General features: G+C 69.4%; 18 protein-coding genes. 9 read left to right on the plus strand and 9 right to left on the minus strand.

Going from position 1 to position 25571, the window contains the following annotated elements:
• Nucleotides 1–43 precede the first annotated feature (43 nt).
• From TN53_RS23250 to TN53_RS23260, 3 genes are all read left to right on the plus strand, one after another.
• Nucleotides 44–739 carry a hypothetical protein gene (locus TN53_RS23250; protein WP_159038179.1) on the plus strand — a complete coding sequence of 232 codons (696 nt, stop codon included), beginning with the start codon at nucleotides 44–46 and terminating at the stop codon, nucleotides 737–739.
• Between the two features lie 190 nt (nucleotides 740–929).
• Nucleotides 930–1691 carry a hypothetical protein gene (locus TN53_RS44200; protein WP_159038180.1) on the plus strand — a complete coding sequence of 254 codons (762 nt, stop codon included), beginning with the start codon at nucleotides 930–932 and terminating at the stop codon, nucleotides 1689–1691.
• Nucleotides 1692–1774: 83 nt separating this feature from the next.
• Nucleotides 1775–3220, plus strand: a complete 1446-nt coding sequence (locus TN53_RS23260) for an ankyrin repeat domain-containing protein (RefSeq protein WP_095046673.1) — start codon at nucleotides 1775–1777, stop codon at nucleotides 3218–3220.
• A 28-nt stretch (nucleotides 3221–3248) separates the two neighbouring features.
• Here TN53_RS23260 and TN53_RS23265 read toward each other — a convergent pair whose 3' ends face one another.
• From TN53_RS23265 to TN53_RS23290, 6 genes are all read right to left on the minus strand, one after another.
• Complete coding sequence (locus tag TN53_RS23265; protein WP_234441681.1) at nucleotides 3249–6098, minus strand: ATP-binding protein; 2850 nt, start codon at nucleotides 6096–6098, stop codon at nucleotides 3249–3251.
• A gap of 146 nt (nucleotides 6099–6244) precedes the next feature.
• Entirely contained in the window at nucleotides 6245–8854 is a 2610-nt protein-coding gene (locus TN53_RS23270) for an alpha-L-rhamnosidase (protein ID WP_046260535.1), read from the minus strand.
• The gene (locus tag TN53_RS23275; protein ID WP_046260536.1) at nucleotides 8851–9747 is read right to left on the minus strand and encodes a carbohydrate ABC transporter permease; all 897 of its coding nucleotides are present in this window, start codon (nucleotides 9745–9747) and stop codon (nucleotides 8851–8853) included. Before TN53_RS23275 ends, TN53_RS23270 begins: the two co-directional genes overlap by 4 nt.
• A 6-nt stretch (nucleotides 9748–9753) precedes the next feature.
• Complete coding sequence (locus tag TN53_RS23280) at nucleotides 9754–10638, minus strand: carbohydrate ABC transporter permease (protein ID WP_046260537.1); 885 nt, start codon at nucleotides 10636–10638, stop codon at nucleotides 9754–9756.
• A 54-nt stretch (nucleotides 10639–10692) separates the two neighbouring features.
• Nucleotides 10693–11991: an ABC transporter substrate-binding protein gene (locus tag TN53_RS23285; RefSeq protein WP_046260538.1), complete on the minus strand. Its 1299-nt coding sequence runs from the start codon at nucleotides 11989–11991 to the stop codon at nucleotides 10693–10695.
• A gap of 188 nt (nucleotides 11992–12179) precedes the next feature.
• Nucleotides 12180–13178 carry a LacI family DNA-binding transcriptional regulator gene (locus TN53_RS23290; protein WP_046260539.1) on the minus strand — a complete coding sequence of 333 codons (999 nt, stop codon included), beginning with the start codon at nucleotides 13176–13178 and terminating at the stop codon, nucleotides 12180–12182.
• Nucleotides 13179–13944: 766 nt separating this feature from the next.
• Here TN53_RS23290 and TN53_RS23295 point away from each other — a divergent pair.
• Nucleotides 13945–15375, plus strand: a complete 1431-nt coding sequence (locus tag TN53_RS23295; protein WP_046260540.1) for a family 43 glycosylhydrolase — start codon at nucleotides 13945–13947, stop codon at nucleotides 15373–15375.
• A gap of 218 nt (nucleotides 15376–15593) precedes the next feature.
• Here the strand turns inward: TN53_RS23295 and TN53_RS23300 are convergent, their stop codons facing one another.
• Together TN53_RS23300 and TN53_RS23305 are read right to left on the minus strand one after the other, a co-directional pair.
• Entirely contained in the window at nucleotides 15594–17036 is a 1443-nt protein-coding gene (locus tag TN53_RS23300) for a sensor histidine kinase (RefSeq protein WP_046260541.1), read from the minus strand.
• Nucleotides 17033–17701 (minus strand): response regulator transcription factor, encoded by a 669-nt coding sequence (locus tag TN53_RS23305; RefSeq protein ID WP_046260542.1) that lies wholly within the window; start codon nucleotides 17699–17701, stop codon nucleotides 17033–17035. Before TN53_RS23305 ends, TN53_RS23300 begins: the two co-directional genes overlap by 4 nt.
• 117 nt (nucleotides 17702–17818) lie before the next feature.
• Between TN53_RS23305 and TN53_RS23310 the strand changes: the two genes are divergently transcribed.
• Nucleotides 17819–18493, plus strand: a complete 675-nt coding sequence (locus tag TN53_RS23310; RefSeq protein WP_046260543.1) for a PepSY domain-containing protein — start codon at nucleotides 17819–17821, stop codon at nucleotides 18491–18493.
• A 319-nt stretch (nucleotides 18494–18812) separates the two neighbouring features.
• On the opposite strand, the gene TN53_RS23315 is transcribed toward TN53_RS23310, so the two are convergent.
• Nucleotides 18813–20903, minus strand: coding sequence for an alpha-galactosidase (locus tag TN53_RS23315; protein WP_420719120.1), 2091 nt, complete (start codon nucleotides 20901–20903; stop codon nucleotides 18813–18815).
• Nucleotides 20904–21143: 240 nt separating this feature from the next.
• Between TN53_RS23315 and TN53_RS23320 the strand changes: the two genes are divergently transcribed.
• The 4 genes from TN53_RS23320 to TN53_RS23335 all read left to right on the plus strand — a co-directional run bounded on the left by TN53_RS23320 (nucleotide 21144) and on the right by TN53_RS23335 (nucleotide 25515).
• Nucleotides 21144–22214 (plus strand): LacI family DNA-binding transcriptional regulator, encoded by a 1071-nt coding sequence (locus tag TN53_RS23320; RefSeq protein ID WP_046260545.1) that lies wholly within the window; start codon nucleotides 21144–21146, stop codon nucleotides 22212–22214.
• A 111-nt stretch (nucleotides 22215–22325) separates the two neighbouring features.
• Complete coding sequence (locus TN53_RS23325) at nucleotides 22326–23636, plus strand: ABC transporter substrate-binding protein (RefSeq protein WP_046260546.1); 1311 nt, start codon at nucleotides 22326–22328, stop codon at nucleotides 23634–23636.
• A gap of 77 nt (nucleotides 23637–23713) precedes the next feature.
• Nucleotides 23714–24664 (plus strand): carbohydrate ABC transporter permease, encoded by a 951-nt coding sequence (locus tag TN53_RS23330; RefSeq protein WP_095046674.1) that lies wholly within the window; start codon nucleotides 23714–23716, stop codon nucleotides 24662–24664.
• Between the two features lie 5 nt (nucleotides 24665–24669).
• Complete coding sequence (locus TN53_RS23335; protein WP_095046684.1) at nucleotides 24670–25515, plus strand: carbohydrate ABC transporter permease; 846 nt, start codon at nucleotides 24670–24672, stop codon at nucleotides 25513–25515.
• Nucleotides 25516–25571: the final 56 nt, after the last annotated feature.

The raw sequence follows: 25571 nt of genomic DNA on the forward strand, positions 1-25571 counted from the left end.
GGTGCGGGTACGGTGCGCTGCGGCGGCTGTGTGGGGGCTTTCGTTGACGGTGCTGAGCGCGTGTGGCGGTGGGAGCGAGGCCTCCGGCGTCACGACGGAGGAAACGGGCTCCCAGGCTGCCGTGTCGACTTCCGCAGCTGCGGAGGGTGAGAAGCCCCGGGCGTCGGCTGAGCCCCAGGCGTCGGCCAAGGCGCTGAGCGACGCTCAGTTGCAGTCCGCTGTCCTGGTCGATGCGGATCTGAGCGAGTTTCAGATGTCTGAGGAGATGGCGGGTATGCCCGCTCCCGAGGGCGCTGCGAAGAGGATTTCCCCGGCCAAGTGCCAGCCGCTGTTGAACATCGCCGTGGGCAAGCTCGCACCGCGGGCGAAGGCGTTCCGGTACAGCGTTGCCGTGGGGTCTTCGCCAGCGGGACAGTCCGGCGACCAGATCGGCGTGGAGATCAAACTCTTCGCCCTTGAGCAGGCCGGTGCCGAGCGCGTCCTCGCGCAGCTGAGAACAGCGGCGAAGGATTGCGCGGGGTATGAGAACGGCGGGTACCACGCCGTCGCGGCGGCCGACGCACCGGACGCGGGCGACGAGGCGGTGGCGTACAAGACGTCCGCGGCGGGCTCGATCCCGATCTGGACCACGGTGGTAAGCAGCGGAGCCACCGTGGTGGCCTTCGGCCACTACACGGCCGAGCTGCCTGATGAAGTGCTGTCCGCTCAGATCTCCAAGGTCGAGGCGGCCGCAGGCTGAGTGTCCGGCGTTCACTTTCTTTGATCATGTGCGGTTTGGGGGGTCTGTGCGCCGTCGTCGTGAGCAGTCATGTCTTCTGACAGTTGCGCTCCTGTTCAAGTGGTACCTGGTCGGATACCTCCTCCTGGTTCCGGTCGTCGTTCCCGGGCTCATGGCCGCGCAGTCGCCTCCGCAGCACGTCGAGGGAGCTGTGCTACCGATCCTGGCGGGGATATCCCTGCTGACCGCGGTCGTTGTGGCCTGGGTGGCCGGCCGCGGCCAGTCCTTCCGGTGGTGGCTGCTTCTTGCCCGTACCGCCGTGCTGCTCGGTCTCTGCGCGGCAGCGGTGGCTCTGATCCGGTCCCAGGTGGAGCCCGGGGCGTTGCGCGCCACGATGGAGGAGCCGGCGGATCCCTACGCGAAGTGGATGGTCACCTCGATGCTGGAGGTCCCGGCGGCGGGGCTCACGGCCATGGTGTTCTTCCTCGTCGTGCGGTGGTGGGGCCGCAGGCGTCCGGCCCTGCCACCCCGGGGCCGGCAGTCCGCGGACAGGCCCGGCAGTGCGGGCCGGCCGACCATGCCGGAGCCGGGCGAGATATGGCTGGCCATGGTCCCGTACCGCGAAGGAACCGGGGAGGAATCCCAGCACTACTGCATCGTGGTGACCTGCCACGAGCACCATGCCGGCGTCCTGCAGATCACCAGCCAGAACAAGGACGCGCGACGCGACCACATCCGGATGCCCAACGTCGGATGGGACGAAGTCTCCGGCAAGGACCACTGGACGGAGATCGGCGTCCCTCTGCGCGAGGTGCCGTACGAAAAGTTCCTGACAGTCAGTCCCCAGGGTCAGTGCCCCGCGACGACATGGGACCAAATCCGGGCAGCGCACCCGACGGAGTTCGCAGACCAGCCTTCAAGCGGGGACGCGGACGCCGGGGCTTCCCGGGGCGAGTCGAGGGTTGATCAGTGAAACCACGCAACCGGATACCTAACCTTCGCCGCCGGCGTCATCACCGGCCCGGATCGTCGTAGTCCTCGGCTACGGTCCTGGCCATGACGGGAACGGACGACGACCTCTTTCGCGCGGTCAGGCCTGCGCACGGCGCTCGGCCTCTGGAGCAGGTTGCGAGGATCCGCGCCCTGCTGGCCGAGGGCGCCGAGGTGTCAGCGCCTGATGAGCAGGGGGCCACCCCCTTGCACCGGGCGGTCCAAGCCCCTTACCAGGACAGGGACCCGCTGCCGTCGCTGGAAGTGGTGCGTGCTCTGCTGGAGTCGGGTGCGGATGTGCACGCCCGCGACCGGATCGGGGTCACGCCCGCCGCCCGGGCCGTGCTGCTCAACAGCACCGCGCCGCAAGCCGCCGTCGACCGGTCGGTGGCGGTACTGGATCTCCTGGTCGAGCACGGCGCCCTTCTCGACGGACCCTGCGGGGACGTCATGGGCGGTTCGTTCGCGCACCACAGCACCACCGCCACCCCGGTCTACGCCTTCCTCCTCGATCACGGCGCACCGACGGCGGACACCGACAGGCTCGGCAACACCCCCCTGCACGCCACCGTGAGCTCGGCCCAGCCTCAACTGGTGGAACTCCTGCTCCAGCGCGGCGCCGACACCGCTGCCGTCAACCAACTCGGACAGACCCCGCTGGGTATCGCACTGCGCCTGGACCATCACAACGACCATCAACGACGTGCCCGGTCGCAGATCGTGCCCATGCTGGAAGCGGCAGGGGCACCCGCGCACGTCCGCTACCCCCGCACCGAGGGCGGACCACTGCCCATCGACATGCACGCGGTACGCCGGGCCGCAGCGGAACTGCGCGCCGAAGGCGAGGACAACCCCGGGCTGCAACGGCACGTGGACGAGACATACGACAGCTACCAGCACTTCGTCGACGTGCTGAAACGCAACTGCGGCCCCGACGGTTTCGTGTGGGTACTGGAGCTCTGCCGCAGAGTCCTCGGCGCCACGGGCACAGCCCGGACCCTGGTGGGCGAGCAGGAAGTGCGTACTCCCTTCTTCCACCACGGCGACCTCGTCGTCGAGGGAAACCTTCAGGTGATGCGCTCCTTCGTGGTCACCGGCTCCCTGACGGTCGAGGGCTGTCTGGCGGACTCGCGCCCGGCCTCGGGCATCGTCGTCGGCGGAGACGTGACGGCCCAGGCGGTGTACACCGATGGCGACATGCATGTCAGCGGCGACATCGAGGCGGACATCGTCTACGGCTGCTACAACGACCACACCCTGGAGGCACGCACCATCCGGGGACGCCTGGTCATCTCGGACGACCACGATGTACAGGCCCATGTGGAAGCGGAGCATCACTTCGACAACGACGACTACCAGCAGGGGTACGGCGAGGGCGTGCAGGAGTACCTGCGCACCCTCCTGGTGGACGAGGTGTTCACCAAGGACGACGATGACGAAGCATCGCTGAACCCGGGCGAACTCTTCTCTCGCCTGTGGGAAGGAGAAGCCGTCTTCCGTACCTCTGACTGACCGGCCATCAAGACGTTGACGGAGAAGATCAGGTGGGCCCGGTGGTTCCGGTCGTCGTGTCGCGCAGCTCGAGCCTGGTCTGGAGGACGGCGAGGGCGGCTCGTGAAGTGACGCCGGTCTTGCGGTAGATGCGGCTGAGGTGAGACTCGACTGTGCGGGGGCTGAGGAAGAGTCGGGCGGCGATGGCTGGGGTGGTCAGACCGTCGGCGACCAGCGCGGCGATCTCGCGTTCGCGGGCGGACAGGCCCGGGTCCGGGGCCGGAGGCCGGGCCGGGGGCACGTCGTGCACGAGGGGGTGGAACGCGTCGGCCAGGCCGGTCAGTTGACGTGCACCACCGGTCTCGGCGAGCTGTCGGGCGCGTGTCCACATGGCGCGGGCGCGGTCCGGATTGCCGGCGGCGATCAGGGGTGCGCCGAACAGCAGGCTGAACGCTTCCCACAGCACCGCTCCCCCGCGGGCCGCCTTGTCCACGGCCTCCTCGAACAGTTCGGCGGCCGCTGCCGTGTCGCCGCCGGCAGCCAGACAGTGGGCGGTGCTGCGCAGCGCCGAGGCCTGCTGCGACGGCAGGTTGAGCTGCTCCGCCTCCTTGCGGGCCCGCTCCGCCCAGGTCGCGGCGGCTGCCGTGTCGCCGGTCATGATGGCCGAGTTGACGAGGATCTCCAGGATGAGCGGGCGCATGGACGGGTGGAGCGCGTTCAGGTCGTCGCCTCCGCCACGCAGGACCGCGGCCCGGGCGCGCTGCGGATCACCCGCGTGCATCGCCGCCTGGGCGAGCACGCACCAGGCGATGGACGCCCACCAGTTGGTACGCGTACCTGAAGCGGCGACGGCTTCCTCGGCCACCGCCAGTGCGGCCTGGTCGCCGGGCACGAGGGCGAACATCTGGGTATAGGCCTTGTTGGTGAGGACGAAGGCCAGCAGTTCGTCGCTGCCGATGCCACGGGCGATCGTCTCGGCCTCGTCCGCGAGTTCCCTGGCCGAGTCCAGGCGCAGGGTCTGGAGTTGAACATATGCCTTGCACAGCAGCAGGTGCGGCAGGACGTAGAGCCGGCCGCCGCGCCGGGCGATGGCCAGGCCGCGATCGGCGTGCCGTTCGGCATCGGCGTACCGCTCCAGGAACGCCTCGGCCCAGCCGAGCCGGGCCAGCGGCTCGCACAGTCCCGCGAGGTCGTGATCGGTAAGGGCGTCGACCAGGGCGGCGGCCCGATCGCTTGTCTCCCGCGCGGCACCCATGTTGCCTTCGTACGTCTCCCCGAGAGCCGCAACCCCGAGGGCGCCCGCCTGGGCGACCTCATCGCCCAGCGCCCGAGCCAGGTCGAGGGTGCCGGCCAGGTCGGCACGCACCTGGGGGTAGGCGGTGGCATGCGGCGCGGACGATCCGAGTTCCAGGCCGAGTTCTACCGTGTCGGCGTCGGACGGGCCCGGTGTCCGGGCGAGCTCGCGGCGCAGCAGGGCAACCGCCTCGGCGTACCGCCCCAGGTAACGCTCCATCACCGCGCACAGTGCCACGGCAGAGGCCCGCACGCTTCGTGGTGCCCCCGCCTCGTCGGGCGGTGACATGGCGATCACCTCATGCAGCAGGTCCCGGCTCTCCCGCAGTCCTCCGCATACTCCGAGGGCACGGGCCCGTCGCAGCATCAGATCGCGGCGCAGCGTGGCGTGTTGGGGCTGGTCGGGCAGGTGGGTGAGGGCGACGCCGAGCCAGTGGGCGCTGCTCGCGGGTGCGGTGGCGGCGGAGCGCTCGGCCGCTTCGGACAGTACGGCGACGGCCTGCGGGTCCCAGCCGGTCAGTGACTGCTCGACGTGGTGGGCGCGTTCGCTTGCGGGAGCTCCCGCGGCGGCCAGCGCGTCCGCGGCGAGGCGGTGCATGCGCACACGTTCCAGGGGGTGGGTGCTCTCGTGCACGACAGCTCGTAGCACGGGGTGGCGCAGTGCCCACCGCCCGCCCGGCCCGGGGCGCAGGAGGTCACGGTCGGTCAGTGCTCCCAGGTCCGCGGTGACTTCGGCCTCGTCCCGGCCGGTCACCATGGTGAGCAGGGCGGTGCTGCCACGGTCGCCGAGGACGGCCACCGCCTCGGCGGTACGGCGCTCTGACGCGGTCAGCGGGGTCAGTTCGTCCAGCAGGACGGAGCCGAGTCCGGCTGAGTGCGGTGGTGTGTCCTGCCCCGCGTCGCGTCCTGCTTGTCCGGCCTGGAGGAGGGCGAGGAAGTACAGCGGATTGCCGTCGCTGGCGGCGTACAGCTCGGCGGCCCGGCCAGGCTGCATGCCGGGTGCCAGTCCGGGGGCCAGGACCTCGACGCACGCCCGCTCGGCGAGGGGGCCGAGGTTCAGCCGCAGCACCGTACCCATGTCGATGCCCCGGGTGAGCGCGGCGTCCAGGGAGGCCGTGGTCTGGCGGTCGCGACGGGCCACGACGATCACGACGGGGGCGTTCGGGGGGTGGCGGACGACGTGGTCGAGGAGCTCCAGGGATGCCGGGTCCGCCCAGTGCAGATCGTCCAACGCCACGACGAGACCGGGGCCGGGGCCGGACCGGGCGATCCGTACGAGCAGCTTCGCGATGGAGCGCTGCAGACCGAACCGGTCGCCGCGCGCGTCCTTGGCACCCGGATCCGTCAGCTCCATGTCGTGGTCGGCGAGTGCGTCGCTGAACGGCTGGTAAGGGATGTGCTGTTCGTACTCGGTGGCCCGGCCGCGCAGTACCGTCATCCCCCGGGCCTGCGCCCGCCGGCAGAACTCGGCCATCAACCGGCTCTTGCCGATGCCTGCGGTCCCGGCGAGGTCCACGACGGAGCAACCGCCGTCCTCGCCGAGTGTCCGGTCGAGCACCGAGTCCAGAAGTTCCAGTTCTGTCGCCCGGCTCACCAGCGGAGTCACATCGCCACCTAACTCCCCATGACCACGCGGCCGTCGGGGACATTTCCGTGACGATCTTACGTAATCCGTGCCCGGCCCGGCCCGGCCGAACCGGCCGGACCCCTCGACGCAAGGGTGTTGAGGGGCGCTCTGCGTGGGCGTGGCCATCACGCCCGTTCGGTGTGGTGCTGCGGTCGCCATGTCGTGGTGGTGCCGGCCGTCAAGGTGGTCAGGTCCCCGTCCGGCCACTCGATCCGTGCTGTGGTGCCGGTGGGCACCGTGGTGTGCACCTCCATGCCCGAGGCGTGCAGCTCCCAGCGGATGGCCACGCGTCCGTACGGGGACTCGTGGGCGGCGTCGGCCCAGGTGATGCCGCCGCCCGGTCGTGGACGGAAGACGATGTCGCGGTAGCCGGGTGCGGCGGCGGTCAGGCCGGCGACCGTGGTGTGCAGCCACTGGGCGACCGCGCCGAGGGCGTAGTGGTTGAAGGAGGTCATCTCGCCCGGGTTGACGGTGCCGTCGGGGAGCATGCTGTCCCAGCGTTCCCAGATGGTCGTGGCGTCGTGCTTCAGCGCGTACAGCCAGGAGGGGCAGTCCTGTTGGAGGAGCAGGGTGTAGGCGGTGTCGGTGTGGTGGGTGGCGCTGAGTGCGGGTGTGACGAGGGGGGTGCCGATGAAGCCGGTCTGGATGGTGTGTCCTCCTGCGGCGACCAGTTCGGCCAGGCGGTCTCCTGCCGTGGTGCGGGCTGCCGGGTCGGGAAGCAGGTCGAACTGGAGGGCGATGGCGTAGGCGGTCTGGGTGTCGCTGGTCATCAGGCCGGAGGGCAGTACGTAGGCGTCGATGAAGGCCCGGCGCACCCGGTGAGCGAGCTCCTCGTAGCGTTGACGGTCCTCGTCGAGGCCGAGGACGCCGGCGGTCCACGCCGTGTGCCGCGCGGACCAGGCGTAGTAGGCGGTGGCGATGAGGTGGCGGTCGGTGCGGCCGGCGCCGGGGTCCTCCGGGGGTGCGGACGGGTCGAGCCAGTCGCCGAGCTGGTAGCTGTCGTTCCACAGGTCCGAGGGGCCCGCGAGCTCGGAGAGGAGGTCGACCCAGCGGCGTGCGCTGTCGTACTGGGCGGCCAGCAGCCCGGTGTCGCCGGAGTCCTGGTAGAGCGCCCACGGGGTCAGTGTCACCACGTCGCCCCAGCCCGCACCGGGTCGGGCGGGTGTCCACTGCGGGCCGCCGGGGATGGCCGGTACGTACCAGGGCACGGTGCCGTCTTCGTGTTGCTCCACGGCGACGTCGCGCAGCCAGGAAGCGAGCATCCCGTGGCAGTCGTACAGGAAGGCGGCGGTGGGCGCGAAGACCTGGATGTCGCCGGTCCAGCCGAGCCGTTCGTCACGTTGCGGGCAGTCGGTGGGCAGGTCGACGAAGTTGCCGCGCAGACTCCACACGATGTTCTCGTGGAGCCGGTTCACCTGGTCGTTGGAGCAGGCGAACCAGCCGGTCCTGGCCATGTCGGTGTGGTGGACGCGGGCCACGATGTCACGGCGGGGGTCGCCGCCGCGCCAGCCGGTGATCTCGGCGTAGCGGAATCCGTGGATGGTGAAGCGCGGCTCCCACGTCTCCCGGTCCCCGCCCCGCAGGACGTAGCGGTCGGTGGAGAGGGCGTCGCGCAGGGGGCGGACGCACAGCTCTCCGTTCTGGAGCACCTCGGCATGACGGATGACGACCGTGTGTCCGGCCGGGCCGGTCACGCTGATACGGATCCTGCCGACGAGGTTCTGTCCGAAGTCCACCAGGAGACGGTCGGCGTCCAGGACGGTCACCTGGGCCGGTGCGATCTCCTCGGTGCAGCGCACCGGCGGTCCGGTGGGGGCGACCAGCGTGCGTGGATCGCGGGGGACGATGTCGACCGGTGCCCAGTCGCCGGCGCCGAATCCGGGACTGGACCAGCCCGGCTGTTCGTCCCGGGCGTCGTACGTCTCGCCATCGAGCAGGCCGGAGGACACGATCGGGCCGTGGGCCGCTCGCCACGAGCTGTCGGTGTTGATGGTGGTGCGGGTTCCGTCGCGGTGGACGATCTCGAGTTGGGCGATGAGGGCGAGTCGGTCGCCGTAGAGATCGCGATGGCCGCCGCCGAAGCCCAGCCGTCCGCGGTACCAGCCGTCGGCCAGCCATGCGCCGATGGTGTTGTCGCCGGCGCGCAGGTGTTCCGTGACGTCGTGGGTCTGGTAGCGCAGCCGGTGGTCGTAGCTGGTCCAGCCGGGGGCGAGCGTGTGGTCGCCGACCCGGCGGCCGTTGATCTCGATCTCGTACAGGCCGTGGGCGGTGACGTACAGCCGCGCGCGCTCCACCTCCGCGCCGGTCTGGAAGTCCTTGCGCAGCAGCGGTGGGCGCCGCTCGCCGTCGAGCCGCTCCAGTGGCCGGCGTTGCGGGGAGACGGCGTGCGCGCTCCAGTCCGCCGGCTCCAGCAGTCCCGTCTCCAGACGCAGGGCCGGGCTCCAGTCGCCGGCGGTGGCGTCGTCTCCTCGGACCCGGACGCGTATCTCGGCGGGCTCGCGCGACGTCAGTGGCCGGTCCGGCCAGTCGACGAGGACGGAGTCTGCGGAGACGATCCAGTCGGTGAGGTGCGTGCCGTCGGCGCGCGCGATCTCGATCTGATACGCCTGCTGGCTCCAGCCGGCCGGCGCGATGGTCTTCCACGAGATCCGCGGTTGTGACTCACCGATGCCGAACGGCTCCCGGTGATGTTCCGCGGTCGGTGTCGCGACCACTGGACTCGACGCGTGGTTCATCCCTTCACCGCCCCGGCGGTCAGGCCCTTGATGATGCGCTGGTTGATGAGGAGGTACAGGAACAGGGCGCCGACCACGTTGATGCTGATCGCGGCGAACAGCGGTCCGTAGGCCGTCTCGCCGTACTGCCCGGTGAAGTTGAGCAGGCCGACCTGGATGGTGCGCAGGTCGTCGTCGGTGGTGAAGGTGAGTGAGATGAGCAGGTCGTTCCAGATGAAGAAGAACTGCACGAGCCCCACGGTGAAGACGGCGTTGCGGACCATCGGGAAGGCGATCCGCCAGAAGGCTCCAAGGATGCTCGCCCCGTCCAGGGTGGCGGCTTCGAACACCTCGCGCGGGATCGAGCGGAAGTAGGTGGCCATCATGAAGACGGTCAGCGGAAGACCGGCCGCGGTGTAGGTGAGGATGAGCGGCCACAGTGTCCCGGACAGTCCCGCCTGGAAGTAGATCCGGAACAGCGGCAGCAGGATCATCTGGCTCGGCACCATGATGCCGAGGAGGAAGGCCAGCAGGACCTTTTGGCGTCCGCGCCAGACCATCACCTCCAGGGCGAAGCCGGCGGCGACGCCGAGCAGGATGATGAGCGCGAGGGAGGGCACAGTGGCCAGGAGGCTGTTGCGGATGTACAGGGCGACGTGTCCGGTCGACCACGCCTCGGTGTAGTTGTGCAGGCCCCAGCTCTCGGGGAGCGACCAGGCGGGGTCGTTGACGAACTCGGACTGGGTCTTGAAGGAGCTCAGCAGCAGCCACAGCAGCGGTGCCACCTCGATCACCAGCAGCAGGGCCACGAGTGCGTTGCGCACCAGACGCCGGGCGTGGCGGCGTCTGGGGAGGGAGGTCTTCGGCGGGCGGGTCAGGCGTCCCCGCGGCGGCGCTGTCAGGGTGTCGGTCATGGGGGTTCAGCCCTTGGTCAGGTCGCGTCGCGAGAAGCGGAAGATGATGAGGGACACGCCCAGGCAGACGACGGTGAGCAGCGAGGCGATGGTGCTGCCGTAGCCGTAGTCGCCGTAGGAGAACGCGGTGCGGAACATGTACAGCGTCAGGGGTGTCGTGTCGCTGCCCGGCCCGCCGTTGGTCAGGGCCAGGACCGAGTCGAACACCTTGAGCGTGCCGTTGATGCTGAACACGGCTGACGCCAGCACCACCGGCCAGGACAGCGGCAGGACGATGTGCCGGATCAGCCGCCATCCCGTGGCGCCGTCCAGCCGCGCCGACTCGAGGGTCTCCTCGGGGATGTCGAGCAGTCCCGCGTAGATCAGCACGCCGTAGAAGCCCATGGAGCGCCACACATCCATGACCACCAGGACGAGGAAGGCCCCGCCGCCGCCGGCGAACCAGTCCCCGTGGTGGATGCCCAGCGCTTCGATGGCGGTGTTGGCCAGGCCGTTCTGCGGCGCGACGGCGAAGAGTTTCTGGAACATCAGGGCCACGGCGACCGTGGGAAGGATGACCGGGAAGAACACCAGGGTGCGGATGAGCGCGGACGACTTGCGCAGGACGAACACGTAGAGCAGGGCGAGCAGGTAGCCGCAGAGCACCTGCCCGACGCTGACGACGACCCCGTACTTGAAGGTGAACCACAGCGCCGAGTGCGCCTGCGGATCGTGCCACAGCTTCTCGAAGTTGCCGAAGCCGTCGAAGGTGAACCCCTCGATGACGTTCCCTTTGAAGAAGGTGTATCCCAGGGACCAGCCCATCGGCACCAGCATCACCAGTGTGTAGACGAGCAAGGCCGGTCCCAGCAGGATGGCGAGGGCGCGGCGATCTCCCAGAACTGAACGCATGACGGCTCTTTCGAAGGGGTCGGTACGGCTGATGGCGGCGGTGGTTCGGACGGGTCAGCCGTTGTCGAGGTCCGCCTGGACCTTGGCCATGAAGTCCTTCGCGGAGAGGGATCCGGTGACCAGTGGCGCGGCGTTGGTCTGGCTGGTCGCGGTCGCCTTGGTGTTGAACAGTGCCTCGAACCACAGGGTGCTGGTCGTGGTCTTCGTGATGGTGTCCTGGACCGTCTGTGTGAGCGCCGGCAGTGTGCCGGTGTCGCCGTTGGGCTTGAACCCGGAGACCGTGCCCTGCTCCTTGAGCGAGGCGGCGCCGTAGTTCTTGGCGGTGCAGGCGAGCCAGTCGCCGACCTCGGAGTTGTACGCCTTGGCCGAGACGGCGACCGGGAGGCCGACGTTGGCCGGGATCTGGTCCGCGGACCCCTTGCCGCCGGACACGGTCGGGAACGGCATGAAGCCGACGTTGGCGGCTCCGACCTTGTTCTTGGTCTTGTCGTTGAGGTCGCCCAGCGCCCAGCTGCCCATGTAGAACATGGCGGCCTTGCCGGTCAGGAACTGCTGCGCCGCGGTGTCGTAGTCGATCGATCCGACGCCCTTGCCGAAGTAGCCCGCCTTGCCGAGGTCGGCGATGGCCTGGGCGGCCTTGACGTACGCGGGATCGGTCAGCTTGGCCTTGCCGTCCGCGACCGCCTGCAGGGCGTCGGGGCCCAGTTCACGGTAGAGGTAGCTGCTGACGAGACGAGTGAGGGGCCAGCCCTCCTTGCCGGCGGCGGAGAAGGGGATGACGTCTGCCTTCTTCAGCTTCGCCGCCGCCGCGACCAGTTCGTCGTACGTGGTCGGGACAGCGATGTCGTGGGCGGCGAGGAGCTTCTTGTTGAACCAGATGCCCTCGATGTTGAACTGGTACGGCATCACGTTGAACTTGCCGTACAGGTTCTCCACCGTCTTGACGGCGGCCGGCTGGATGTCGTCCCACACCCCGAGATCCTTGAGCGTCTTCTCCAGGTCGAGGACCTGCCCTGCCTTGTCCAGGGTCTTGGTCAGCGCCGGAGTGCCGCCGGCCGCGAACTGCACCGGCAGCGCGTTCTGGCCGGCGAGAAGCTGCACCTTCTGGTCGACGTTGCTGATCGGCAGCGTCTGGATCTTCAGCGGCAGAGCCGTGTTCTGCGTCTTGCAGGCGCCGGTGCTCAGGGACTTGAGCTCCTGCTGCACGATGTGGTTGTCGTCGTTGATGGTGAGCGAGTATTCCGTGGCGCCGCTGCTCGACGAGTTCGTGCCACCGCAGGCGCTCAGCAGAAGACCGGCGGAGGTGGTGGTTGCCAGGACGGCAAGGGTGCGGGGCTTGAGGGTGTGGTGCACGGGGTTGCTCCTCGCGGTGCACAGCGCATTGAAGCGCTTCAATGTTGCCCCGGAACCTACGGCCCACTACGCGGCCATGTCAAGGATGATTCGCCGGTATTTCCGAATCGCGATGTGTGCACAACGCCGGGAATCGGGCACGCCGGAGGCGAGCCCGTCAGAGGCGGTGACGGCTGCGGACTACGGACTCAGCGCGGCGTGCTGGCGCGGACGACCAACTCGGGTTCGAGTACGACGGTGGCATGCCGGTGCTGCGCGCCCGAGGCCACCTCGTCCATCAGCAACCGCATCGCTTCCCGGCCCATCGCCCGCCCCGGCAGGTCCACCGCGGTCAGGGGCACGGCCGCGGAACCGGCCGTCCGGTTGTTCTCGCACCCGACGACAGCCACCTGGTCGGGTACGCCGATCCCCGCCACCGTGTGCAGTTCGTGGATGATGCCGTTGGCCAGTTCGTCGGCGACGACGACGAGGCCGTCGGGCAGGTCGCCGGGCTCCCGCCCGGCGAGCGCCTTGCCGACCAGGTGCCCGTGCGCCGTGGTCAGGCCGACGCTGTCGATCTCCTCCAGCGTCACGCGGGCACCGGCCTCCTCGACCGCCGCGTGCACCCCTCTGCGCCGGTCACGCACGGGCTGGTAGTCGTCGTGCGCGACCACGTACGCCAGCCTGGTGCGTCCGGTGTCGATGAGGTGGCGCGCCGCGAGATATCCCACGTGCTCGTTGTTGACCAGCACCGAGCAGCAAGTGCCCGGTTTCGGAGAGAAGTTGAGGAGCACGATCTGGCGTCCGTGCGAGCGCATCCGGGCGATGCCGTCGGTGGAGTCCTCCATGGGGGCCAGCAGCACGCCGGTCACCCGGGCCTCGTCGAAAACGTCCAGGTACTCGTCCTGGAGCCCCATGTCGCATGTCGTGTTCGCGAGCAACAGGTTGAGGCCGGCCCTGCGGGCGGCCTCCTGCGCTCCGTGTGCCATGTCGATGAACAGGGAGTTCTCGATGTCCGCGAGCACCATGCCGACGCTGTCGTTCGACCCCGAGGCCAGCGACCGGGCCGCATCGTTGCGCACGAATCCCAGCCGGCTGATGGCGTCGCGCACTCGCTGCGCCGTCACGGGGCTGACCTTGGCCGGATGGTTCAGGACGTTGGAAACCGTGCCGAGGGAGACGCCCGCCGCCTTCGCGACGTCCTGCATGCTCGGACCGGCGTGTCCATTTGCTCGCGGACCTGCGGCTGCCACGACGCTCCTCGGCCTTTGGGTCTCGTTCGGCCCGGCCGGGGGCCGGGCCGGTTTGAACAGACGCAGGATACACGTTTGCGTTAAAGCGCTCCAACGCCGCTGTCCGACGCGCCCTCAAACCCGCTGGACACCCATACGTATATGCAGGTCACGGCAGTTCGCCGCTGCCCTCCACGCACTGCCGCGCTCCTCGGGCAGGCCCGCTCGCCGGGCCTCCCTCCAGAAGCGACGCCCGGCACGGGACCCGCTGCCGCCTGCGGGATAAGCGTGCGAGCCCTTGACGTTCCGCCCGGAGAATGCCAGCCTCTCACCGCTGAAGTGATTGAAGCGTATCAATCTGCCTTCCAGCTCTTGCATGCCGACCCACGCGGCGACCTCCCCACAGCCGCACCCGGCCATGCAGAGGCCTGACCATGTGCTCCGGTTCTGCGCCGGAACACACGGTCGGCTCCCGCGCCGCAGACCCCGCCCGCCGTCCTTCTCTCACCGTCGAGGGAGTCGCGAAGTCATGACAGCCGGCCCCGGCGCCCCACGCCGGGACCGTTTACCGACGCCACAGCCGCTCCTCCGGACAACTGTCGTCCGGGCACCCCCAAGCCCGGGCGGCGGTGCAGGGACGGGTACGCACCGGGCCGCACAGGGCGGCGGGCCTCCGCGGGCCGACGGCCGAACACCGGCCGGCCGCTCGCACCCACGCATCAGCGAAACAAAGGAGTCTCGTATGGTCAGCCACCACATCGGAGGCGCATACCCCGGAATCCGCAGACGGCGTATCTCTCCCACGCTTGCCGCGATCCTGGCCGCCCTCGTGACCGTCATCGCCCTGGTCACCGCCGGCCAGGCGAAGGCACTCAGCGGAGACGTCCGGATGCACGACCCGAGCCTCATCAAGGTCGGCAGCTGCTACTACGGCTTCTCCACCGGGTTCGAGAACGACTCGCTCAATCCCAGCGGATCCATCACCATCCGCAAGACGTGCGCCGGCACCGCGGCGACCGGCTGGACAAAGGTGGGCAACGTCTGGGGGACGACCCCGTCCTGGATCACCAGCAAGCTCGGCTCGACCCCGCCGAACATCTGGGCCCCCGACATCAAGTACTTCAACGGCAAGTACCACCTGTACTACGCCGGCTCGCTCTGGGGCACGAACTACGCGGTGATGGGCCTGGCCACGGCCACGAACATCGAGGGCCCGTGGACGGACCAGGGCATGGTCACGGACGTCAACTACCCGATAGACCCCAACGTCGACTGGGGCCCCGACGGCCGGCTGTACATCTCCTGGGGTTCCTGGACCGGCAGTGGCACCTATATGCACGTCCTGGACACCGCCACCGGCAAACTGTCCACCAGCGACAACAACCTCTGGCACATCGCCATCGACATCGAGAACCCGACGATCATCCTCAACGGTGGCTACTACTACCTCTTCGGCTCCAAGGGCCTGTGCTGCAGCGGGACCAGCAGCACCTACTACACCGTGGTCGGACGGTCCACCAGCATCACCGGCCCCTACCTCGACCAGAGCGGCACGAACATGGCCTCCGGCGGCGGAACCACCATCCTCACCGGCGCCTACCCCAGGGTGGCCGCGGGCGGCGCCGACGCCTACGACGACGGCACGTCCAAGTTCCTCGCCTACCACTACTACAACGGCGACAACTCCGGGCAGGAGACCCTCGACATCCGTCAGGTGACCTTCGCGGGCGGCTGGCCCGTCCTCGCGAGTCCCCTCGGAGCCGCCAACAATCACCTGCTCAACCGCAACAGCGGCAAGTGCGCGGACGTCTGGTCCCTGAGCACGGCGGACGGCGCGGCGGTCAACTCCGGCAACTGCAATTCCGGCGCCAACCAGCAGTGGGTACCCACCGCCGTGGGCTCCAACTACGAGCTGGTCAACGTCAACAGCGGCAAGTGCCTGCAGATCGCCGGCGCCTCCACCGCCAACGGCGCGGTGGCCGTCCAGTCGACGTGCACCGGTGCCTCGCACCAGCTGTGGACGAAGACACCGGTGATCGGCGGCTATGTCACCTTCACCAACGTCAACAGCGGTAAGTGCCTGGAGGTCGCCGGGGCGTCCACCGCCAACGGCGCGGCCCTGGACCAGTCGACCTGCGCCACCGGCGCGAACCACCAGTGGATGGTCGTCTGACGGCTCGGCTCCGGCAAACAGCGTCCCGCCGACGGCACGACACCGTTCGAGGAGATGCGCACCCGGGCGGCGCGGACAAGGTTCCGCCCGCCCGGGTTGCTGCCCAGCAGGTCGACGAAGCAGGCCCGATCGCTGTCGGGTTCGCCTGACCGCGAGACGGCTCTGGAACAGCCGCCACAGCAGGGGATCGTCGTCCGGCACCAGCGGCGATCCCCTGTTCAGCGAGATCGCCCACGCCCCGACCGACTCAGCCTCAGTTCGAACAAGGCACCTCCACCGGGAGCGTCACTGACTGTCAATGTGCCTCCGTGGCGTACGGCGATGTCCTTCGCGATGGCGAGGCCCAGGCCGGCGCCGCCGTCGTCCCGGGCTCGGGACTCGTCGAGACGGACGAACCGCTCAAAGATGCGGTCGCGGTCGGCGAGGGGGACGCCCGAGCCGTCGTCGGCGACCTGGAGGACCACCTGGTCGGCGGCCGTGCGCAGGGTGACGGCGACGCGATCGCGGGCGTGCCGACGGGCGTTGTCCAGGAGATTGCCGAGGACACGGCAGATCTGGCTGCGGGAGCCGTGCACCTCCACGGACGCGACGCTGTCGAGGGTCACCCCGTCCCGGGAGGACACTTCCTGCGCCACCACCGCCGCCAGGTCGAAGCGAGCGTCCGGTGGGGGCCGCTCCCCCGCGTCCAGGCGGGCGAGCAGCAACAGGTCGGCAGCGAGGCTCTGCAGTCGTACGGTGTCCTCGACAGCCCCGTCCAGGTCCAGCAACTCCCGGTGCGCGGCGCCCACTTCGAGCTGGGTGCGCAAGGACGCGATGGGGCTCCGCAACTCGTGCGAGGCGTCGGCGACGAACGCGCGCTGTCGCGCGACCGAGGTCTCCAGGGCGGCAAGGGTCTCGTTCGTCGTGCGGGCCAGACGGGCGATCTCGTCGTGGGTGCGCGGCTCGGGGACCCGCCGTGACAGGTCCTCGGAGGCCATGATGGCGGCCATCTCGGCACGGATGCCCTCGACCGGGCGCAGCGCCCGTCTCGTGACGACGTACGTCATCCCGCTGACCGTCAGCAGCAGCAGCGGCAGCCCGATGAGCATCGTCGTCAACGCGACGTCGACGGCCTCCTCCTGGATGGACAGCGGGGCGCCCGCGTAGACGGTGAGCAGGACACCTCCCGACGTGATCACGTCGACCGCGGCGAACCGGTACTTCGCCGTCATCCCCTCGACGGTCGCGGTGCCCTCGCCGTACCAGGTCTCGTCGGTGACCTCCCCGGTGGCGAGCGCGTCGTTGTCCTCCGTGTCCCGATCACCCTCCGCCTTGTCGTCGGCGTCGTCATTGGTCTCGGAGTTCAGCCGGTCCGAGGCGGCGGCGGTCACGTTCATGCCCTCGACGTCCTCGCCGACCGCGACGGGCTTCTCGTCCCGGTCCAGGACCTCGACGGGGTTCTCGTCGCCGTCCGGCAGGTTCAGCTGGTCGTACGCGAACCCGTTCGCCAGCGCCGAGGCGGCGTTACGAGCGACGGAGTCGGCCTCGGCATCCGCCTTGTCGGTGAGGGTGAACCGCAGCGAGAGCACTACGGCGGTGCCCGCCGCGACCAGGGCGATGGCGACGACGACCGTCGCGGCGAGGGTGGCGCGCGCCCTGACCGAGCGGAGCCGGCGCTTCACGGCCGGACCTCCAGCCTGTATCCGGCCCCACGTACCGTCTTGATGAGCGCTGGACCGAGCTTGCGGCGCAGCGTGCTGATGTAGACCTCGACGATGTTCGGGTCGCCCTCGTACGCGAAATCCCAGACGTGCTCCAGGATGTCGGGCTTCGAGACGACCTCACCGGCTCTCATCACGAGCTGCTCGAGGACGGAGAACTCCTTTGTGGTCAGGGTGATCTCGTCCTCGGCGAGGAAGACCCGTCGGGCCGCGGTGTCGACCTTCAGGTCGCCGACCGTGTGCACGGGTGAGGCTCCGCCCGTCGGCCCGCGCCGCCTGAGCAGCGCCTTCACCCGGGCGACGAGGACGACGTAGGAGAACGGCTTGGTGAGGTAGTCGTCGGCACCCGTGTCCAGGCCCTCCGCCTCGTCGTACTCGCCGTCCTTGGCGGTGAGCATCAGGATCGGCACGTCGTGGCCGCCGGCCCGCAGGGCGGCGCAGACACGGTAGCCGTTCATGCCCGGCAGCATGATGTCGAGGATCACCAGGTCGTAGGCCCCCTCGCTCGCCCGGTGCAGGCCCTCGATCCCGTCGTGGACGACGTCCACGGCATACCCCTCGGCCGTCAGACCCTTGGCCAGCGACAGCGCGAGCCGCTTCTCATCTTCCACGATCAACAGACGCATGCGCTCAGCTTGGCAAACCGAACCTGAAGCGGCCTTCAAGGGGCTTCAGCTCCGCTTCAGAGTCGGTCGGCCAGATTGAGTCCCGTCGAAGCAGTCGTTCGCAGTCTGGAGGAAGCCATGAAGCGCAAGACCGTCATCGCCACCGTCGCGGCCGTCGCCCTGATCGGCGGCGGCACCGCGGCCGCCCTCGTGGGCTCGGGTGACGACGAAGGGCCGGCGAAGAAGACCGTGGCGGTGACGAACGACGTCAACGACACCGATGGCACCGCCCAGGACGGGGCAGGGGACCGGTCCGCCCGCCCCACGGACGAGGCCTCCGAGGACAAGGCCGAGAACACCGCCGCGGCGAAGGCCGGACAGATCACGGCCGCGGACGCGATCAGGGCGGCGCTGCGGCACACGACCGGTACGGCGGTCTCGGCCGACCTGGACGACGAGGGCACGGCCCACGTGTGGGAGGTCGATGTGCTGGCCAACGGGTCTACCTGGCACAGCATTCAGGTGGACCCCGCCGACGGCAAGGTCCTCGGCTCGCACACGGAGAAGAACGACGACGGTGACGACGCCGCCGAGACCGCGCAGATCCGTGCCGCCCTGAACGACACCTCCGTGAGCGCCGCGGAGGCCGCCGAGGCCGCCGCCGCCAAGGGCACGGTGACCTCCGTCGACCTCGATGAGGAGAGCAGGGACGATGCCTGGGACGTCGACACCACCGCCGCCGACGGCACCGGCAGCGAATGGCATGTGAACCCCGACTCCGGCAAGGTCACCGCCGACCGCTCGAACGACTGACCAAGGCGCACGCAGTCAGGCTCGTAGTCGCCGCGGTTCTCGTCGACTCCGTGGATCGTCCCCCGCTCGGCGGCGATCTCCTCGTCCAACAGGTCGAGGGCCTCTTGGACCTGGCCGTCCAACTCCAGTGCCGTCACCAAGGCGTTGCGGATGGAACGGGTTACAGGGCGCGCAGCAGGCGTACCGCTTCGGCCGGTTCGCCACTCTCGGCGAGGAACTGGGCAAGGATCGACCGGCAGCGATGGGGTCGGCGGCGCAGGCAGGCGGCAATCACGCCAGGAGCGAGGCCTTCCCGAGTGGAGCGGTCGCCCTGGGGGCGTCATCGCGCCGAGTCCACCGCGTCCGAGCCCAACCGGAGGAGAACGGCGGTGTTCTCACGCGGCAGTGAGACGGTGAGCAGCCCCGCGTCCGCGTCCCACTTCACGGCGGCGTCGGCTGTCGTGGGATGCAGCACCGTGGGCTGCACGTGAGCGCCTCGCAGATGGGGGATGGTGAGGGTGCGGTCGGTGTCGGCGGATCCGTTCCGGTCGGGGCCGTTGGAGTCGGGCGTTCCGGCGTTGCCCGGTTCCCTCCTCCAGACAGTGAGGAACGTGGCGCCTTGACCTCGTAGTCCATGGGCGATCCAGGCGTCCTCCCAGGCGGGAAGCCCCAGAGGCCAGAACGGGTGCGCGCCGCCGAGCTCCGGCCGGAGCTCTTTGTAGACGGAGATGGCCGAGCGGACGAGGCCGGCCTGCTCTTCGCTCATCAGATTGATGAAGCCGGAGAGGTGGACGCGGCCGAGCAGCGCCCCGGTGAGGGTGAAGGCGATCTCGTCGAGGGTGTGGTCCGGCTGGGGGTAGGCCCAGACCGCGGCCTGCTCCGGCGTCACGGCGGTGGCGGCCGCGGCGGCGATGGGCGGGTAGCGCAGGAGGTCCTGCTGGTCGCTGGTGGACTGCAGCTGAGCCACGGCCAACTGCGCGTAATCCATGCGCAGACCGCCCGACCCGCAGTTCTCCAGGACGAGATCGGGATGGCGGTCGAGGAGCGAGGCCATCCAGTCGAGGTGGGCGCGGTGGTGCCCGAGCAGACCGGCACCCGGGCTCTCGGAGCCGTTCTCCGTGCCGGGGCCGATGTTGATGTTGTAGTCGAGCTTCAGGTAGCCGACGCCCCACTCACCGACCAGCCGGTCCACGACCTCGTCGAGATGAGCGCGGGCGGCCGGGTGACGCAGGTCCAGGTGGTGCCGCCCGTGTTCGGTGACGCGCAGACCGCCGCGCCGGAAGAACGCCTCGGGCGGCAGCGTGCCGGCCAGGGGGCTGCGGACGCCGACGACCTCGGGTTCGAGCCAGAGCCCCGGGGTCATCCCGTGCGCTCTGATGGCGTCCAGGACCTCCTGCAGACCGCCCGGGAAACGGCGGGCGGCGGGTTCCCACGCGCCGACGGCGTCCCACCAGCCCTGGGCGTCGTCGTCGTACCAGCCCGCGTCGATCACGAACACCTCGGCACCGGCCGCACCCGCCGCCTCGATCAGCGGCAGGAGGCGTTCCGTGGTGGGGTCGCCCATCAGGGTGTTCATGTAGTCGTTGTAGATCACCGGCAGCGCGCGGTGGTCGGGGTGAGCGCGGCGGATGCTGCGGCGGTAGTCGGTCAGTTCACCGAACGCCGCGTCCAGTCCGCCGGTCTCCGTGTGGACGAGGACGGCCGGGACGGTGTGGAACTCCTCGCCGGGGGCCAGGGTGTGGTGCCACTGGTGGTGGGCGTCGTCGGGGCCGAACAGTGCCACGTAGGCGGCGCCCTCGCGCTCACCGGTCTCGAAGCGCCAGCCTGCGCTGGACTCGATCTGCCACAGCCAGGCGCGGCCCTCGCTGTCGGTGAGGCCGGCCACGGGGAGGTGGCGGCCGGTGGACCAGCTTCCCTGCGAGTACCGCTCGAAGCAGCCCCGGCCTTCGTGGCCGTGGGCGGACCGGCTCAGCGGGACCACTCGCTTGCGGAAGGCGTCCTGGCGCCACCGGCATTCGGCGAGCCAGTCGTTGTCCGCCCAGTGCAGAGTCAGGTCGTCGAGACCGCCGCCCGCGTCGACGATGCCGCCGAGGGTCAGCGTGGAGACGCTCTCCAGCCGGAGCGCCGAGCCGCCCTCGTTGGCCAGGCGCACCCGGGCCCGTAGGAAACGGCTGCCCGGACGTGCTTCCAGGGTGACGTCGGCGGCCAGACCGGTCGCGGAGTCCGCCAGCCGGATCGTCGTACGCTCCCGGCCGCGGTCCTGGACCGTCTCATGGCTCAGATAGGTCAGGCGGTCACCGATGGCCGTCTCGATGAAGCGTTCTCCCGACCACATGCGTCCGTGGCCGGTGGCGGTGACCTCGACCAGGGGGACCAGGCCGGCCCAGTCCTGGCCGGGTCTGCCCAGTCTCACCGCTCCGTTGGCATCCATGACGGCGTGCAGGCCGAGTTCCGGATGCGACCAGACCCGGGACACCTCGGCAGCTTCGACGGCAGCGGTCAACGCGATTCCCCTTCCGGGATGTTCGGTCCTGCGGTTGGTTGTCGTGGAGCTGATCTGCGGATTCACCCTCGGGGCGGTGAGGATGTGCCGCGCCGCGAATGTACCGGGGCGATAACCCCCCGGTTACGGTCTCTTGACGCCCACGTTGTGACCGCTCACAATCCTCGCATGTCTGTGACCGGTCACACAAGGTCGGGCGGCCGCGCCGACCCCCCACAGGGGCAGCAGAAAGCTGCCAGCATTCGCGATGTCGCCCAGGCGGCGGGCGTCTCCTACCAGACCGTTTCGAGGGTCATCAACGGCCACCCGAACGTCCGGGAGGAGACGCGCCGGCGGGTGCAGGAAGCCATCGCCACCCTGGGCTTCAGGCGCAACGCCACCGCGTTCGCGCTGGCCAGTGGCGTGACCCGGTCGGTCACCGTCCTCACGTCGAACACGCTTCTCTACGGTTACGCAGCCACCCTGCAGGGCCTGGAGGAGGCGTCCCGTGCCGCGGGCTACACCCTTGGCGTGCGCGTCCTGACCCCCGAGGACGACCTGGACCGCACGATCGCCTCGGCCGCCGACGCCGGTGGCGGGCTGGTGGTCATCGGCTTCGACCGGCTCGGCGCAGCGGCCCTGGAGCGCGTACCGGCCCACATGCCGTGCGCGGCGGTGGTGGAAGCGCCACCCCAGGGACAGTCACCCGGACTTCCCGCCGTGTGGGCCGACGACCGTGAGGCGGCCCGTGCCGCCACCGAGCACCTCCTCTCACTCGGGCACGACACCGTCCACTATGTGGCGATTCCCACCTCGACCGGGACCCCGGGCTCGGTGGGACCGCGCGCGGAAGGCTGGCGCCAGGCCCTGGAAGCGGCCGGCGTCACGGCCCCCGAGCCGTCCGGCAAGGGGTGGGACGCCCAGGCCGGATACGAGGCCGGGAAGAAGCTCGCCGGGAACCGGGACGTCACCGCGATTCTCTGCGGCAACGACGACCTGGCGCTGGGTGTCCTGCGAGCCCTGCACCACGCGGGCCGGCGGGTTCCCGAGGACGTCAGCGTCATCGGATTCGACGACGCTCCGCACTCCGCATTCGTCACACCGTCCCTCACCACGGTCCGCATGGACTTCCAGGGGCTGGGCCGCACCGCGTTCGGGCTGCTGCGCACCCAGCTCGACACCGAACAGCAGGCACCCGCGCCGGTGCCGGCCGAACCCACCCTCGTCCTCCGGGAGAGTTCGGGTTCCCGAGAGACATAAGCCGCACCGGAAGCTCTCGTTCGCCCTCTCCCCAGGTCACCGTCCCGCAGCCGGCCCCCGCCTGGGCAGCACCGCTCCGCCTCCTTCCCCCTGAAGACCAAGGATCCCGCCATGAGAAGAGCCGTCTCCGTCCTTGTCACCGCCTGTCTGCTCGGGCTGACCGCCACCGCCTGCAGCGACAGCACCGCCGGCGGCACCGGCGCCGCACCCGAGGGAACGGTCGACCCCACCGCGAACCTCAAGGGCGTCGAGCTCACCATGTGGACGGCCCAGAACAGCGTCGGACAGCCCAAGCAGGCCATCGAGGCGTTCGAGAAGGCCACCGGCGCCAAGATCAACACCGAGGTGATCCCCGACCCCTACGAGTCGAACGTCCCGACCAAGCTCGCCTCGGGCGTCAAGCCGGACCTGATGTTCTGGCAGCCCACGGGCAGCACACTGCCGTTCATCCAGCCGCAGCAGAACCTGCTCCAGCTCGACAACGAGGACTGGGTCCCCAAGCTCGGCAAGACGGAGAAGGGACTCGGCCAGGTCGACGGCCACCGCTACGCGGCCATCGTGACCAGCCCCGCGGTCCTCGGCATCTACTACAACAAGGACGTCTTCAAGGAGGCCGGCATCACCTCGATGCCCAAGAGCTACGACGACCTCCTCGCCACCGCCCAGAAGATCAAGTCCAAGACGGGCACCGCCCCGTTCTTCGAGGTCGGCGGCGACAAGTGGCCCCTGCAGTGGCAGGTCCAGGTGCAGATGACCGACCTGCCGCAGACGTTCTGGGACAACCTGAACAAGAACAAGGACAGCTGGACCAACAAGGCCATCGTCGAGGCCATCACCAAGTACAAGACGAAGGTCCTCGACGGCGGCCTGGCGCAGAAGAACTACAAGACCGCCACGTTCGTCGACCAGGGCAAGGCGATCATGGACGGCAGCGCCGCGATGGCCCTCAACGTCACCTCGCTCCAGTCCCAGATACAGGCCACCTCCAGCACGGAGGAGATGGACAAGAAGCTGGGCTGGTTCCCCATCGCCAACAGCGCCGCCGGCGCCGAGTACTCGCCCGACCAGACCAACGGCGTCGTCGCCTTCAAGACCGGCGACACCAAGCGTCAGAACGCCGCCCGGCAGTTCCTGTCCTACTGGCTCGGCCAGGACTACCCGGACTACATCAAGGCGAACAAGCTCGTGTCGGTGCAGCCGTCGGTGCCCAACCCCGACGGGCTGCCGCAGACCGCGATCGCCCAGGCCGAGGCGCTGTCCACCGCCACCGGCGTCTTCCAGGTCAAGGCACTCACCGCGCCCGACATGCATCTCGCCCTCGCCGACATGATCTACGGCAAGAAGACCCCCCAGCAGGTCGCCCAGGCCGCCCAGGACCAGTTCCAGCAGGTCCTCAAGGCGCGTGGTGTCTCCGGCTTCTGACCGGCGTCCCTTCGCCAGCCCGTTCCCCGGGCCGCCCGTCGGCGGCGCGCCCGGGGCCCGTAACCGGAGGTAGGAAAGTGGTGGACACCGCCGCCAGGGGCGTCATAGAGCCCACGCGCGTGAAGGACCGGAGCGGCCCGCCCCGTCGCGGCCGGCGCACCCGGAAGAAGGCCAACCAGCCGTGGTGGTTCGCGCTTCCCGCGCTCGCCGTGTTCGGCGTGTTCTTCCTGCTGCCGAACCTGCTCAACTTCGTCTACCCGTTCACCGACTGGTCGGCGTTCCACCCGCAGATCAGTTTCGTGGGCCTGGACAACCTCAAGACCATCCTCGACGACGGATCGATGCTGCGGGACATCCGCATCACCCTGGTGTACGCGGTCCTCGTGGCCCTCTTCCAGAACGGCTTCGGTCTCGGCCTCGCCCTGCTGCTGGAGCGGGACACCCGTTTCAACCGCTTCTTCCGCGCGGTCTTCTTCCTGCCCGTGCTGATCTCCGCCCTGGCCGTCGGCTACATCTTCAAGGCCCTGCTGGAGCAGGACGGGGCGCTCAACGGCGTGCTGTCCTCCCTCGCGGGACACCAGGTCGACACCCCCTGGCTGGGATCGACCACCTGGACCCTGGTCGTGGTGACCCTCATCCACGGCTGGAAATGGATGGGCCTGGCCATGCTCATCTACCTGGCGGGACTCAAGAGCATGCCCGACGACGTGCTGGAGGCCGCCCGCATCGACGGGGCCGGCGCCTGGCGCACCTTCTGGTCGATCCGGTTCCCGCTGCTGGCGCCCGCGGTGACGTTCAACGTGACCACCGCGCTGATCGGCTCCATGAACACCTTCGACATCGTCCAGGCCACCACCGCGGGCGGTCCCGGCAGCGAGACCGAAGTGTTCAACATCTACATGTTCCGCATCTTCGGCCAGGGTCTGTACGCCCAGGCGTCCGCGATGAGCCTGGTCCTCTTCCTCATCGTCGTCGTCCTCGCCGTACCCGTCATCGTCGGCCTGCGGCGGAGGGAGAACAACCAGTGACCGCCATGCCCGCGCTCGCCCCCGTACGCCGACGCCCCGTGCGATGGATCCAGCCCTTCGTCACCCTGGTCGTCGCGGCCGTCACCATCGGCATCCCGCTCTGGCTCGTCGCGGTGACCTCCGTGAAGCCGCAGGCCGAGGCGATCAAACCCAACCTCTCGCTGCCGCACCACATGCAGGCCGCCGAGAACTACCAGCAGACCTTCGACGAGGGCAAGATCGTCCAGGGGTTCGTCAACAGCGTGCTGGTCGTCGTCCCCTCCGTCGTGCTCGTCCTGCTGCTGGGCGCCGGCGCCGCATGGGTCTTCGCCCGCCGCAAGGGGCGCCTGGTCGGCACGCTGTACGCGCTGAGCATCAGCGGCCTGCTGCTCCCGCCCGCCGTCATCACCATCGTCATGGAGCTGCGCCAACTCGGCCTGGCGGGCACCCAGCTCGGCATGATCGCCGTCTACACCGGGATGTACCTCTCCACGTCGATCTTCTTCATGACCGGCTTCATCCGAAACCTCCCGGAGGAACTGGAGGAAGCCGCGCGCATGGACGGCGCGAGCCCGGCCCGGGTCTTCTTCCAGGTGATCCTGCCACTGCTGCGCCCGGTCATCGCCACCGCGACGATCATGGTGATGCTCTTCGCCTGGAGCGACATCTTCTACGCCTTCTTCGTGCTCGGCGGCGGGGAGAAGGCCACGCTCCCGCTCAACCTCTACCAGGTCGCCAACGCCCAGCTGTACCTGAACAACTGGCACCTCGTCTTCGCCTACGTCGTGATGATGAGCCTGCCGATGGTGGCGGTCTTCGTCATCGCGCAGCGCCGGATCGTCGCCGGCATCACCAGCGGCGCCGTCAAGTAGCCCACTCCCCTGATCTCCGGGGCGTGACTCCCCGCGCGCCCCGGCCCCCACATCCG

The organism is Streptomyces sp. WM6386 (assembly GCF_000972385.1).
Classification (GTDB): Bacteria; Actinomycetota; Actinomycetes; order Streptomycetales; family Streptomycetaceae; genus Streptomyces.